At 68.1% G+C, this 13,497-nt stretch carries 14 protein-coding genes; 1 reads left to right on the top strand and 13 read right to left on the bottom strand.

Annotation, left to right across the window (positions count from 1 at the left end):
* Positions 1–469 precede the first annotated feature (469 nt).
* The 12 genes from tnpB to ACO2Q3_RS12625 form a co-directional block, all read right to left on the bottom strand.
* Positions 470–931: an IS66 family insertion sequence element accessory protein TnpB gene (gene tnpB / locus ACO2Q3_RS12680; protein ID WP_423306990.1), complete on the bottom strand. Its 462-nt coding sequence runs from the start codon at positions 929–931 to the stop codon at positions 470–472.
* A 379-nt stretch (positions 932–1,310) separates the two neighbouring features.
* Positions 1,311–2,531: a type II secretion system F family protein gene (locus ACO2Q3_RS12675; protein ID WP_423306989.1), complete on the bottom strand. Its 1,221-nt coding sequence runs from the start codon at positions 2,529–2,531 to the stop codon at positions 1,311–1,313.
* Complete coding sequence (locus ACO2Q3_RS12670; protein WP_423306988.1) at positions 2,524–4,233, bottom strand: GspE/PulE family protein; 1,710 nt, start codon at positions 4,231–4,233, stop codon at positions 2,524–2,526. The genes ACO2Q3_RS12675 and ACO2Q3_RS12670 overlap by 8 nt, the downstream gene beginning before the upstream one ends.
* Positions 4,215–4,958, bottom strand: coding sequence for a prepilin peptidase (locus ACO2Q3_RS12665; RefSeq protein WP_423306987.1), 744 nt, complete (start codon positions 4,956–4,958; stop codon positions 4,215–4,217). Before ACO2Q3_RS12665 ends, ACO2Q3_RS12670 begins: the two co-directional genes overlap by 19 nt.
* Positions 4,955–5,398 (bottom strand): type II secretion system major pseudopilin GspG, encoded by a 444-nt coding sequence (gene gspG / locus ACO2Q3_RS12660; protein ID WP_423306986.1) that lies wholly within the window; start codon positions 5,396–5,398, stop codon positions 4,955–4,957. The genes ACO2Q3_RS12665 and gspG overlap by 4 nt, the downstream gene beginning before the upstream one ends.
* Positions 5,380–5,982, bottom strand: a complete 603-nt coding sequence (locus tag ACO2Q3_RS12655; RefSeq protein ID WP_423306985.1) for a hypothetical protein — start codon at positions 5,980–5,982, stop codon at positions 5,380–5,382. The genes gspG and ACO2Q3_RS12655 overlap by 19 nt, the downstream gene beginning before the upstream one ends.
* A gap of 76 nt (positions 5,983–6,058) precedes the next feature.
* Complete coding sequence (gene gspD, locus ACO2Q3_RS12650; protein ID WP_423306984.1) at positions 6,059–7,963, bottom strand: type II secretion system secretin GspD; 1,905 nt, start codon at positions 7,961–7,963, stop codon at positions 6,059–6,061.
* A 125-nt stretch (positions 7,964–8,088) separates the two neighbouring features.
* Complete coding sequence (locus tag ACO2Q3_RS12645) at positions 8,089–8,640, bottom strand: hypothetical protein (RefSeq protein WP_423306983.1); 552 nt, start codon at positions 8,638–8,640, stop codon at positions 8,089–8,091.
* Positions 8,616–9,140 carry a GspMb/PilO family protein gene (locus tag ACO2Q3_RS12640; protein WP_423306982.1) on the bottom strand — a complete coding sequence of 175 codons (525 nt, stop codon included), beginning with the start codon at positions 9,138–9,140 and terminating at the stop codon, positions 8,616–8,618. Before ACO2Q3_RS12640 ends, ACO2Q3_RS12645 begins: the two co-directional genes overlap by 25 nt.
* Positions 9,137–9,922, bottom strand: a complete 786-nt coding sequence (locus ACO2Q3_RS12635) for a hypothetical protein (RefSeq protein ID WP_423306981.1) — start codon at positions 9,920–9,922, stop codon at positions 9,137–9,139. Before ACO2Q3_RS12635 ends, ACO2Q3_RS12640 begins: the two co-directional genes overlap by 4 nt.
* Positions 9,923–9,945: 23 nt before the next feature.
* Positions 9,946–10,491, bottom strand: coding sequence for a type II secretion system protein (locus ACO2Q3_RS12630; RefSeq protein ID WP_423306980.1), 546 nt, complete (start codon positions 10,489–10,491; stop codon positions 9,946–9,948).
* Positions 10,488–10,901 carry a hypothetical protein gene (locus tag ACO2Q3_RS12625; protein ID WP_423306979.1) on the bottom strand — a complete coding sequence of 138 codons (414 nt, stop codon included), beginning with the start codon at positions 10,899–10,901 and terminating at the stop codon, positions 10,488–10,490. Before ACO2Q3_RS12625 ends, ACO2Q3_RS12630 begins: the two co-directional genes overlap by 4 nt.
* 104 nt (positions 10,902–11,005) lie before the next feature.
* On the opposite strand from ACO2Q3_RS12625, the gene ACO2Q3_RS12620 reads away from it, so the two are divergent.
* Positions 11,006–11,788, top strand: coding sequence for a hypothetical protein (locus tag ACO2Q3_RS12620; RefSeq protein ID WP_423306978.1), 783 nt, complete (start codon positions 11,006–11,008; stop codon positions 11,786–11,788).
* An 88-nt stretch (positions 11,789–11,876) separates the two neighbouring features.
* Here ACO2Q3_RS12620 and ACO2Q3_RS12615 read toward each other — a convergent pair whose 3' ends face one another.
* A complete protein-coding gene (locus tag ACO2Q3_RS12615; protein WP_423306977.1) occupies positions 11,877–13,340 on the bottom strand; it encodes an Ig-like domain-containing protein in 1,464 nt (487 codons plus the stop codon).
* Between the last annotated feature and the right edge of the window lie 157 nt (positions 13,341–13,497).

Here is a 13,497-nt window from a genome sequence, read left to right as displayed (position 1 = left end):
TTGTGCTGTCTGCTTCACTGTTTTCGCTAAGGAAGCTACGAGCCAGGCGTAGCTCGACTAATGCTCAGGGAATGTGGCCGCGCGCACTCTTACCAGCAGCTATATTGGGAATTGCCTTGGTGAGTTTGGGATTGAAATGGACCTTGGAGAAGCAGCGCTTGGTAGAAACGTCCGAGAAAGGCGAGTGTCAATCGAAGGTGGGCGTTTTGCACGACATAGCGCCGCGGTCTGCGGACGGGCGGATGAGTTTTTGGGTTGACGATCGCGAATTTCGATATGACTCCCATCATCTCGCACTAAATAGTCAGCTGTGCGACGAGGGGGCGGCGAGGATATGCGGCGGAGTAGTTAGGGTTTGCGTAGTCGGAGATGAGATCGTCCGACTTGAAAGCCGCAACTGACCCCCAAGCGCATCCCGATCAAATACCCCAACTGACCCAATTCTCTAATTCCTGTAAGAAGCCCGGCCCTAGCCTCCCCCGCGAGAAGCGCGATTAGCGCCGGGCCTTTGCGGACCGTGCTGGTAGGAATCGACCGGACAATTTAGAGTTTGGATGTACCCATCCGGTGAGTACCGCGGCGACGGTGTACCTACCGCGGGTGCAGATGTCCGTCGCAGGTTGCGCCAATCGATCCCCTCCAGCATGTAGCCCAGCTGGCCCGCCGTCAGCGCCACCGCCCCCGACACTGTCGGGGGCCAGACGAATTGGCCGCGGTCCAGGCGCTTCGCATAAGGCGACAGCCCAACCCCGTCATGCCAGACGATCTTCCGCAGATCGCCCCGCCACCCGCGGAAGACGTAGACATCGCCCACGTGCGGATCGCGCCTCAGATGCTCCTGGATCAGCCGCGCCAGGCCGTTCATGCCCTTGCGCATGTCCGTCTGGCCCGTGGCGATCCAGATCCGGACGTCCGACGGGACGGGGATCACTTCAGGGCCTTGAGCGCCGCCGTCACCAGGTCCGCGGGCGCGCCCGCTCCGATGCTGATCCGATTGGCGCCCAGCTCGACGACGATCACCGGCGACCAAGCCGCCAGCGCTCGGGACCCAGGATCACAGACATCTGAGACATGCTATGCAGCTAAGAGCACTCGTAAGGACAGACGTGAGCGCACAGCTTCGCGGGACCGCACCTCTACCCGCAAGACGGCCTACGCCGGAGGGTTACGATTGGATTCACTGTTCCAAATTGATCTGTCGCTCCAAGACTTCGATGGGTCCCGTGCGTTGTTGCGTCGCGTGAAGGCTGGCTGAATCAGGTGCGACTGCGCCTGTGTGCGCGGGCGCTTTGGCCATGGACGGGGTATGATCAGGTAGATCCGACGCTGAGCTGGCCCAACTGAGCAACCCCTGTCAACAATCCGGCCATCAACAGGCCAACCACCCCCCCCAGCAACACGATCAGCGCCGGCCCTAGCACCCTCCCAGCCGCCTCAATGCGCTGAATGGCCTCCTGCTCCTGAAGCGCCCCGGCGCGGAGCAGCATCGTCCCGAGCGATCCTGAAGCCTCTCCGACGGCCGCCAGTTGCTGGATCGCGTCGGGCAATCCTGCGACCCCCTCCAGCGCCAGCGAAAGCGCTTGCCCCTCGCGAACTGCCGCCGCGGCCAGTTCGACCTGCTCCCTGGCGATGCGCTGGCGAACGATGCGATTGGAAAGCCGCAGCGCCTCGCTCATGGAGGCCCCGGACGCCAAGATCGACCCTAGCGCCACGGCATAACCGCCGTAGACGATGGCTCGGGCGGTCCGCGCGAAGGGGCCTTGGAGCAGAAAGGCCTCGAAGGGCCGGGTGAGCAGGCCGCCCCGCGCCGCCAGCCAGAGCCCCACCGTTCCGGCGGCCAGGCCCACACCGATCCAGGGCAGGCTCACCTTCAGGCCGGTGCTGGCGCCGATGAGAAGCGCCAGGGTGAGCGGCGGCTTCTGACCGCTGTCGTTCACCAGGGGGGCGAGGGAGGGGATGACGAAAAGCAGGATCACCGCCAGGGCGGCGATGGTGGAGGCGAGCACGAACGCCGGGTAGCTCAGGGCGGCCACCAGCTGGTCGCGGATCTTGAGGCGTGCGGCGAGCATGTCGGCCGCCCGCTGCAGGCCGCCGGCCAGGTCGCCGCTGGCCTCGCCGGCGGCGATCAGGGCGCCGACGAACTCCATGCGCTTGGGGAGCCGGGCCTCGAAGCTTGCGTCGATCGCGCCGCCGCCGCTGATGTCCGCCGCCAGGCCCTGGGCGAAGGCCGATACCGCGCCGTGGGATCGGGCGAGCAGCGAGAGGGCCGAGCGCATGTCGGCGCCCGCGTTCAGGAGCACGGCGAGGCTCGAGAGGAAGGCGCCGACCTGCCGGTCAGTGAGGTTGCCGGGCGCTGAGGATGTCTGGCGTGAACGCGGTGCGACCCTCTGCAGCCGCGTGGGCGAAAGTCCGTCGCGCTTCAGGAGTCCGTAGGCGGCGGTGTCGTCCGCGGCCTGAACCTGGCCGCGAACCCGGCGGCCGGCCGGGTCGACCGCCCAGTAGGCGAAGTTGGCCTGGCGCTCTTCAGCCATTCACGGCGGCCATGACTTCCGCGAAGGTGGTGACCCCTTCGGCGACCTTCGCCACCCCGTCTCGGGCCATCCCTTCCAGCCCCTGCCGGCGGGCTTGCTGGCCTATGGCCTCGGGCCCGGCGTCCGCGGCGATGACGCGCAGCAGCGTCTCGTCGGCCACGAAGGCCTCGGCGATGGCGATGCGCCCCCGAAACCCCAACCCCTTGCAGGCCGTGCAACCGTGCGGCTCGAAGGTCTCGGTGGGCGGCGGCAGGCCCAGGTCTTCGCAGAGGACTAGCTCGCCTTCGCTGAGCGGGCGGGCCGTCTTGCAGTGCGGGCAGAGCCGGCGAACGAGGCGCTGGGCGGCCGCGCCCCGGAAGGCCGCCGCCAGCTGATAGGGCTCCACGCCCATGTCCTGCAGCCGGGGAAGGACGGCGAGGGCGTCGTTGGCGTGGACGGAAGCCAGTACGAAGTGACCAGTCATCGCCGCCTGTATGGCCACGGCCGCGGTTTCCGGGTCGCGGATCTCGCCGACCAGGATGACGTCGGGGTCCAGGCGGAGGAAGGACCGCAGGGCGGTGGCGAAGGTGAGGCCCAGCTGCGGGGCGACCTGGGTCTGGGTGACGTGCTCGAAGTGGTATTCCACCGGGTCCTCGACACTCAGCACCTTCTTGGCCGAGCCGGCAAACGCTTGGAGAAGGGCGTAGAGGGTGGTGGTCTTGCCGCTGCCGGTGGGGCCGGTGATCAGGAAGAGCCCGTGCGGGGATCGCGTCGCGGCTGTCAGGCGCTCGGCGATCTTCGGCGTCATGCCCAGGGCGTCCAGGTCCAGGGGCACGCTCGCCCGGTCGAGGATGCGCAGCACCGCGGCCTCGCCGAACACCGTGGGCGAGGTGGCGACGCGCACGTCCACCTGGCGCCCGCCGATCACGAAGGTGGTGCGGCCATCCTGCGGCAGGCGCTTCTCGCCGAGATCCAGGTTGGCGATGACCTTCACCCGTGACACCGCCGGGGCGGCGAGATCGGCGGAGACCGTAAGGTGGTCGACCAGCCGTCCGTCGATGCGCAGGCGGACCTTGAAGTCGTTGCGGTGCGGCTCGAAGTGGATATCGGACGCCCCGGAAGCGATCGCGGCCTCGAAGACATTCGCAACCAGGCGCGAGCCGGCGCCCTCGGCGGTGCTGTCGGCCACCTGGTCGACCTCGCGCTCCAGACGGCGTCGGTCGGCGACCACCGGCGGGGCCGTGGTGTGACGATCGAAGGCTTCGTCGAAGGCGCGCCGCCAGTCGGAGGGCCGGGCGACCAGGATCTGCACCTTGCGGCCGGTGGCGAACACTAGGCCGGAGAGGCCCTCGTCGTCCAGGGGATCGCAGGCGGCGATACGGATCTGGCCCTTGGAGAGACTCAAGGGCGCAATCCTCGCCCGGCGCAGGAACTCGACACTGACGCCGACGTCGTCGCGCGAGAGGGTGATTGGCTCGGCCGAGGGGTCCCAGATCCCGCAACCCGCCGCCTCGGCGTAGGCCGAGACCAGGTCATCGTCGGAGAGGCTTCCCAGAGTGTTGAGCACCTGCTCCACCGGCTGGCTGGTCTGGGCCGAGACGAGCTCGGCCCGGGCGAGGGCGCCGGTGTCCACGAGCGCGCGCTGGCGCAGGATCTCCACCAGCGCCGCACGCTTTTGCCGCCCGAAGCCGGCGGCGCCCTTGGCTAGAGGCGGAGCGGCCATCCGGCGGCCTCCTGGATCAGCCCCACAACGATCGCGGCCGCGGCGATGAACGGTCCGAACGCCATGCGCACGCCCTTGACCTTGCGCAGCCTGAACGCTGCAAGGCCTAGGGCGGCGGCGAGGGCGATGGCCCAGGATGTCGCCGCGCCCAGCCAGAGGGCCAGGGCGGCGACGAGCTTGACGTCGCCCAGGCCCAGGCCGTGGACGTTGCGTCGGCGAAGATAGACGGCCCGCAGGATTAGCAGCAGCAGCCCGCTGACGACCGCGGCCACCGATCCTTCGATGAGGGCGCGAGGCGACCAGGTCCAGGCCAGGGCCGCCGAGACCACCGCCGCGGCGAGGTTGAGGCGGTCTGGCAGCCGCTGGGTCTTCAGGTCAAAGACGGAGGCGGCGAGCAGGAGGAGCCCCAGGGCGGCGATCAGCCCGCCGCGCACCGGCCCCGCGATGACCAGGGGCAGCGTGAGCAGCAGCGCTCCTGTCACCTCGCCGGCCAGGTGTGTGGGGTCGATCGCCGCGCCGCAGTGCCGGCACGCGCCCCGCCGGAGGGCGAAGCCGACGACCGGCAGGGTCGCGGCAAATCCCAGGGCGACGCCGCAGTCATCGCATCGGGAGCGTCCGGCGACGAAAGCTTCCCCCCGGGCCTTGCGCAACGCCGCCGTGGCGGCGAAGCTGCCCAGGCAGAGGCCGGCGGCGCCGGTCGCCAGGAGGACAGGCCAGGGGATCATTCGGTTGGGGCCGTCAGGTCATGGTCTGCGCCCGTACCGCCGGGCTTGCCGTCGGCGCCGAGGCTCTCAACCTGGAAGGTGCGGCCGTTGGACCCCAGGACGTAGAGGACGGGATTGCCCCAAGTGTCTTTCAGGCTCCGGGTCTTGGCGTAGGGGCCGACCCAGCCCTGAGCGCCCGGATCCTGCACCAGGGCCTGCAGACCCTCCTGCTGTGTCGGATAGCGGCCGACATCGGAGTGGAAGTTCTCCACCTCCGTCGCCAGCGTCTCCAGTTGCAGCTGGGCCGCCTTGGCGCGGGCCCGCGACATCTGGCCCAGGACTGCAGGGGTCAGCACCGCGGCGATCAGGCTGATGATGCCGATCACCACCAGCATTTCGGTAAGTGTGTAGCCGGCGTCGGACCGCTTCCGGCGCCCCTGTCCTAGGCGGCGAAGTCGCATCGTTCCCCCATTGGACCAGAGTGCGTGAACTGCCGCTCGGCGACGGCGATGGGATGGCCTGGCGCCCCGGTGAAGCGGATCACCGTATCCTCCGTCCGCCCGTCGGCGTCGGTGAGCCGCAATCGCCAGAGCTGGCCGAGGCGCCAGTTGATGGGGCCAGGGCGCGGGGCCGCGGTCGGCGCGCGAGCGACGGACGCGGCGGTTCCGTGTGGCGACAGGAAGGTGCGCGCGCAGAGCCGCCAGAGGGCGCTGTCGTCCGCCGCCTCGATCGCCTCGGCGCTGTTGTCGCTCGCCAGGGCGGCGAGGGCGGAGGTCAGGTGGGCTTCATCCTTCACCTGCAGGCGCGCGTTTAGCGCCGAAAGGCCCTCGCCGGGGTTCTTCGGGGAAAGCTTGAGGCCTTCGGGTTCGGCGATGACTTCAACGGGGCCGTTTTCCGAGGCCAACTGCCAGCGGACGCGCCCGGTGTTGCTGGCGCCCAGCAGGGCCTGGACCGCCGCCAACCTGTCCCCGGCCAGGGCGTACTCCGCGCGGGTCTTCTCGTAGTCGGCATGCGTCGCCCGTTCGGCGGAGACGGCGAGCGTCATGGCTGCCGCGACCGTGGTGGCCAGCCCTAGGGCGATGGCAGCGGCCGCCGGCGTCGCAAAGCCCGCGTCGGGCCGGTCAGGGCGGGGAGAGGAGGCCACGGGCTTCGATCTCGCGCATGTCCGCCTCCAGGCGGGTCATGACCTGGTTGGTGGACGCCTGGTCCTTGAGGATGCTGGCGGTGAGAAGGACGATGAGTTCGGTGCGGTTGCCGTTCTTCTTGCTGCTCTTGAAGAGGTTGCCGACCACCGGGGTGTCCTTGAGATAGGGCACACCGCTGTCGCTGACGGTGTGGCCGGTGCTGATGAGGCCGCCCAACGCCACCACCGCGCCGTTGTTCATGATCAGCGAGCTTTCCAGGTGCCGCTGGGAGATCGTCGGAGAATCGATCCCCGATGTGGTGGTGTTGGAGACGGCGCTGACCTCCTGGGTGATGTCCAGGAAGATCCGGTCGTCGCCGGTGACCCTGGGGGTCACAGACAGGATTACCCCAGTGGAGCGGTAGTCGACCGAGGAGACGATGGGCGAGTTGGGCGCAGTGGTCGCCTGGCTAGACTGGGTCACCACCGGCACCTGGTCGCCGACCTGGAGCTTGGCGGTGTGGTTGTCCAGGGCGACGATCTTCGGCGCGGAGACCACTTCCACGGCCGACTTCGAGCCCAGGGTGTTGAGGGCCGCCATGATGTTCTTGTCGAGGAAGGTCACGGAGAAGCCTGGGAACTGCGGACCCACCGTTCCCGCATTGCTCTCGATGGAGGCCACCTGCAGCTTGCCGCCGGAGCTCAGGCTCGACCAGTCGATCCCGAACCGGAAATCGTTGGTCAGGGTGACCTCGACGATCGAGGCCTCGATCAGCACCTGGGGCGGCGCCTTGTCGATCTCGTCCAGGATCTTCTGGATCTGCATCCAGCGACCGGCCGAGGCCTGGACGAGCAGGCTGTTGGACTCCCGATCGACCCCGATCTTCAGGGTCTCGCCGTCGGTCGAGGAGCCGGACATGGAGATCGGCGAACTGGAGCCGGAACTGACGGGCGCTGGCGCAGTGGCCGCCGTCATGCTGGTCATCTGCGCCAGCGGCCCGGAGTTGACGGCGCCGATCGGCGGTCCTGGGATGCTGGGCGAAGCGGATGAAGACAGGGGCGCTGAAGCTCCTCCTTGGGAGCTGGCCCCTTGCAGGCCAAGGAAGGTCCCAAGCGCCTGGGCAAGCTTTTCCGCCGAGGCGTTCTTGGGATGGTAGACGTAGAGGGTGCTCGCCTGCTCCTTGGCCGGCACGTCCAGCTTGCCCACCCAATCGGCGACCTGGTCCAAGGCCTGCGGCGTGCGGGCGAAGACAAAGACCCCGTTCAGGCGCCGAAGCGGCACCACCGTCACATTGCCGGCGCCGGAGGCCTGCAGCACCTTGTCCAGTTCGTCGGCCACGGTCTGGGCGGGGGCCTGGCTCAGTTCGAACCAGCGGATCTTGGCGCTCTCCAGGCCGCTGTGGTCGAAGACGTGGATGGTCTTGACCGCCGCCTCCAGCTCCTCGCCGGTGCCGCCGAGCACCAGCAGCCCGGCCTTGTCGTCCACATAGACGACGAGGTTGGTGGTCGAGATGGACCCCAGGGCCTTGGCCACCTCCGAGGGGGTCGCATAGGAGAGCGGCACGGCCAGGGTCTCGTAGCCGGCGTGATGTACGCCCTCGGCCAGGGTGCGCATGGGCGCGGCGCCCTTGGCCTTGTCGCGCGGCGTGAGGAAGAGGGCGTCGCCCTGGCGCACCATGGCGATGTTGTTCGTGTTGAGCACCGCCTCGAAGGCTTCCAGCAGCTGTTCGCGCGTCAGGCGCCGGTCGATGCGGAAGGTCATCTTGCCGGTGACCGAGGGATCGACGCTGTAGGTGACGCCGAGCGCCTGGCCGAGGATCGCCTCGGCGACCTGGGTCACATCGGCGTCCTGGAAGGCGAAGGTGTAGCTCTGCGCTGACGAGCTGGCATGTGAGGCGGCCATACCGATGGCCGGAGCCGCGCAGGCGCCGGCCGCCAGCACGGCGGCCAGCGCCGGGCCGGCCCAAAGCCTGCGAACTCGCTCACGCTGTCCCAAAATCGATATCCCCGAACCCAATGACTTAAGTCTCAGCCGCCCGGCGCGTTCGCCGGCGCCGGCGGCAAACGATATCCGGCGGGCGGCCCAGCCGAACCGGGCGCCCCTGCCGCCGGCGCGCCCGGTGCGCTGCTCGCCGGCGGCGTTCCGGTCTTCTGGCCCAGAGCGACTTCCTTGGTCCCAGTGACCGTGTCCACCAGGACGCTGGCCGCGCGCACCTCCTGCAGGGTGACGCCGTCGCGGGTCTGCCCTTCCGACAGCCATTCTGGGGGCTTGCCATCGATCGTGAGGAGGGCCGAGGCGCGCCCGCCGGCTTTGGCGATGCCTTGCAGGGCCAGCACCGGGTCGCTGACCGCGCCGGGACCGGTCGTCAGGGCGAAGATCGGCGCGGCGCTCAGGTTGGCGGCATCGAAAGCCGTCTGACTGGCGCTGGCCGGGGCCCGAAGGCCATCGATCCGCTCCTGCAGGGCGTCCATCCGCTCGGCCGCGGGCGCGCCGCGGGCGAACGCCAGCCAGCAGAGGGCGCCGAGCGCCAGGCCGCCGCCGGAGCCCGCGGCGATCAGGGACGAGCGTCGTTGGAGCAAAACACCCGTCCCTGAAGCTTGAGGTCGACGCTGGACGTCTTGGAGACGAGGTCGGCGCTGTCGATGAAGATGGCGGGCTTGTCGTTGGCGAGGCTCGCCAGCAGTCCCATCACCTGGTCGTAGTGGCCGCTGGCCTGTAGCTGTAGGGTCACGGGGGAAAGGGTCATTCCACCTTGGCCCTGGGGACCGGGAGCGGCGTTGAGGCTGGCCAGGGTGACGCCGGCTGCTTGGGCGGCCGCCTGCACCCGACCCTTCAGGGCCTCGACAGCCTGCGCCTGCGAGGTCTCGCAGACCGAGCCGGCGGCATAGGTGAGCGAGCCGCTGGAGCGGATCTCCTGCTCGGACTTGCCGAGGCTCTGTTCCAGCTCGCCCATGCGGCCCGAAAAGCCGCTGGGGCTCGCCAAGGTCGAGAGCGCCAGGAAAACCAACACCGCGGCTGCCGCGCCCGCCGTCACCGGAAGGACGATCCGGTTGATGTCCATCGGTTCGCGCCGGCTCATGGCTGACCCGCGCCCAGGCTGCGGTGAGCCGCCGGCTCCACGCCCCAGAGCCAGAGTCCAGGGCGGATCGGTTTGGGGACCTTGGTTACCTGGCGGTCGCCGGCGGCGAACGGCGGCTGATCGCCATGGGCTTCCACCGCCATCAGGCCGTGGTCCCAGTGCACGGCGTCGATCCGGGCGCCGGGCGCCTTGGCCGCGGAGGCCCAGGCCAGGTCGCTGAGGTAATCGGAAAGGGCTAGGCCCCGCACGCCGCCATTCTCCAGAGCACGGGACTCGCGTCGCTGGCGGTCCAGCGCCTTGGCGAGGCGCGCCTTGCCAGCCACTGCAGGGGTGAGGCTTTCCAGCCGCTCGGCGTCCGCCCCGCGCGCGACGAGGGCATAGGCGAATGCCGTGCCGACCGAGGCCGCCAACATCCCGAGCAGGAGGGCCAGGGCGATCGCGCCTTGGGCTTTGCGCGCCTGCACTCGGGCCGAAACGAAGCGCACGGCCCGGGCTTGGCCGTCGACCTCGACCACCTCCTCAAGAGCCTCGCCGACGTCGCGGGCGCGCGCATAGAAGGCGGCGAACCGCGCCGGCCGGCCCGGCCGCCAGGGTTCCAGCCGCTGGACCTGATAGACGATCTCGGCCAGGGGGAGAGGCGCGCCGAGGCGCGCTTCGAGGCCCGCGGCCCGTCCCTGGTCCCAGGGCGCCCCCGCAGGCGCCAGGAAGGGGCGCACGAAAATCCGTTGCCGCGGCGCTTCCGGCTCGAAGACTTCCGGGTCCTCGGGCGGCTCCTCCTCCACCAGTCTCAGCGAGGGGATGTCCGTCATGACCGGCACCCCTGGGCGATGGCGTCGAAGACGCAGTCCTTCGGCTCCTCCGTCCACAAGCGCACGGCCGCGACCGGCTGCGAGCCCGACGCTGTGAGCGCGATCGCGGTCAGGGCCTGCGGGCGGGTCTCGTTGACCGGCCAGGTCGGATTGGAGCCGGTGGCGTCGATGTAGGCGAAGACGCCGCCTTGTGGAGCAGCATAGCGCTTTGAGGCGGCGCCCTCGCGGACAACAAGCCAGGACCCGTCCGCGGAGCTTTCCAGGTGGGCGCCGCAGGCGCCGGCGGCGCAGTCGAACTGGAAGCCGGCGGGCGAGCCGTTGAGGCCGCCGCGGCCATCGCTCAAGAAAGGACCTTGATGCGCCATCAGATCGTCGAGGGCGTTCTGCACCCTGAGGCTGCGAGCCGCCTGTTCGGCCGCGCCGTTGGCGCGCAGATCGGTCGCGCCGATCACCCGGGCGCCGGCGGTGAGGCCCGCGAAGGCAAGCCCAAGCATGGCGACAGCCGCCAGCATCTCCACCAGGGTGTAGCCGGCCTCGCTCATGCCATCGGCTCGAGCGGGCAGGGGAGCTGCGTCGCAACCGTATAGGTGCGCCCGCTCGGCGTGGCGGAGAGTGTCGCTGAACGGCGGCAAAGCTTCAGCGCCGGGTTGGCGCCCGGCGCCAGGGCGGGTGTTTCCGAAACCCGCCAGGTGAAGGCGCCCGAGCGGCCATCCCGGCTGCCCAGCTGGTTTGGGGAGGTCTCCATGAGATAGCGCAGCAGCACCGACGCCTCCCGCGCCTCCTGCGCTTTCTCGGCCGCCCGACGGGCCGTTACCGCCGCGCTTAGGGAGAGGCCGATGGTAAGCGTCAGGATGGTGAGTGCGGTCAGCGCATCGACCGCCGCGAAGCCGCCATCGGCCTTGGCCCGTGAGCCGGGGCGCGTTCGGCGACGCCAATTCCATATCCGCAACACGCATCGCCCCACGCCCCACCACCCGAGGGCGTTCCGTCCTTCCACCTAATCCGATATGACCGGCTCGTACAACCTTACGGCGCGCCAGGCGGCAAGATTTCCCCATGTTTTCAGTGATCGCCGATCGTTCGCCTCCTCGGCCTCCGCCGCCTGCGCGACAACGCGCCAGGCGCTGGCGCGAAACGGCGCTCGTGGCCTCGTTGGCCTTTCACGGCGCCCTCGTCGCCCTGTTCGTCCTCGGCGCGGCCGGTGAGGTGGTCACGGGGGGCGGGGGCGGAACGCCGGAAGAAAGCGCCATAACCATCTCCCTGGCCGGCATCGCCGGCTCGCGGCAATCGTCCTCGGCGAGCGAGCCCGATCGCCTGCAGGCCCTCTACCAAAAGGCGCTTTCGGCGCAGTCGGACCTCTACGCGACAGACAAGCCGGCGCCCCAGCAATCAAACTTGTCGAAGCTGTTCGACGACATCGAGCGCCAACACGCCGGCGACAGCCAGGCCGATGGGACGAACGGGAAGTCGGACAACGGCCGGGAAACCGGCGCTGGTCAGAAGGGCGCCGAGCCAAAGCCGAACCCGTCCAGGCTCGCCGCAAACGGACCGGGAACGGCCGCCTCGTCGGGCGCGCTTTGGGGGCAGGTCGAGCCGTGCTGGCGGCGAATGCCGGACAAGTCCCAGGTTCCTGTCCGCCTGCAGGTCCAACTGACCGCAAAGGGCCAGATCGCTCGGCCGCCGACAATCCTGCGGCCCGATTCTTCGCAGCCCGATCAGCGCCGGCTGATCGCCGAGGCGCGGGCGCTTGCGGCGATTGCCGCCTGCATTCCCTACAAGACCGCCGATCTGCGTTCCGACGCCATCTATACGCTCGACTTCAGTCCATCAGGTCGTTGAGGTAGATGACCTCAGCAGCCAATTAGAACGCGACACGCTGACCGCTGCAAGGAAGTTTTCGCGTGTCATGCTAACATAGGTTCGAATCTCACGGGCCGAAGATCATGAAATCGCCAAGGCCGACGACCGCGCCTCCGTAAATTCTTACATACCGAGCGGATACGCCATTCATGCTGACGCTTGTATAGACGTTGTCAGCGGTGTTTTCGATTTGCCCATCTTGCATGGTTGTGATGGTTGTCCACGTGCTTCCGTCATTGGAATATTGTAGAAGCTTTCCCTCAAGATCTGAGCTCGACCATATCGTGCCGCCAAGAGATATTTGTGGGATTCGAGCCACAGTGATGTGATCGATCGTTTTGCTGGAGCCAAGATCAGCCTGAATCCACTGGTTAGAGCCTCCGACATTGTTTGTCCCGTGGGCGGAGGCGAGCGTATTGAAGACCGCGTCGTCCATCCCCCCGGACGTCGTCAGGCCTGTGAAGCCGGAACCGGGATAGGTGGATGAGGCCGAGAATGTTGCGGCCAGTTCCTTGGTTGTGGCCCCTACCGTCACAGAGGCGGTGGACGAGACAAACCAGCCGTTGCCATCGGTGATGGTGAAGCTAAAGCTGTCGGTCCCCGCGTAGCCGCTGTTGGGAGTATAGGTCGCGTACTTCTTGCTGGCCGACAGCGCAACGGCGCCATGGGAAGGGGCTGTGAAGCTGACCAGGTTCAGGCTGCTGAACGTACCGGCGACAGCGTTTTCCTTCGGACTGAAGTGGACCGGAATGTTCGCGCGAGTCGAGAGGGCGTAGGGGTTGGCCGTAGGAGGCGCATCCATCCATACGGTGATGTTGCCCGTCGCGGTTCGGCCTATGGTGTCGATGATCGTGTAGTGGAAGGCGTCCGACGCCATGTTGTAGCCGGCGTTCGGTGTGTACGTGATCGACGTCCCGCCGTTGAGCACCGCGGTGCCATGCGCGGGCGCGGTGATCGACTGGATCGTAAGGGCGTATCCAGCGGGATCAGAATCTGCGCTCCGCGGGTCGAAGGTAACGGCGACGCCGGCGGTGGTTGCGGCGGTGAACGCGCCAGCCGTGGGATTGGCGGCGTTTACCGTGACGCCGGCCTTCGCAGTGCCGCCGTGACCGTCGGAGATCGCATATGCAAAGGCGTCGGAACCGGAGTAGCCGCTGGCTGCGGTATAGGTGACGCTCGTCGATGTGAACGACGTAGTGCCGTGCGCAGGCGCGGTCACGCCAACCACAGTCAAAGCAAAGCTATCAGGGTCGCTGTCATTCGTTCGCGGGTCAAAGGTGACGGGAGTCGAGCCCGTGGAGGAGATCGTATCGTTCACCGCCACTGGTCGGTGACGGGTTCCAGCCGTCGTCACGCGCTGAGTCCGATTGCCTGCGGGATCATAGGAGAAGGTTATGACGGTCCCGTCTGCATCTGTTTGGGTGAGGACGCGACCGAGCGCGTCATAGGTGTAGGCGCTCGACTCGGCTGCGGCGGGTGAGGCAGCAAGCAATATGCCAGCGCCCACCAGCGCAGCCTGAAGTGTGGTCATCCTCGCCATCGCTATCCCCAAAAAAACGCCACCAACGCGCCGCCATATGAATTGACGATCGAACAAGCTTTGCAATAGCGTTGACAACCTAAGCGCGGTTTTTTCGTGCATGACGAAACGATGACGCCCAGATCGACCGGTGGGCGAGCGATGGCGT

The organism is Caulobacter sp. KR2-114 (assembly GCF_049446115.1).
Taxonomy (GTDB): Bacteria; Pseudomonadota; Alphaproteobacteria; order Caulobacterales; family Caulobacteraceae; genus Acaudatibacter.
This window is presented reverse-complemented; position numbering and strand designations above follow the sequence as displayed.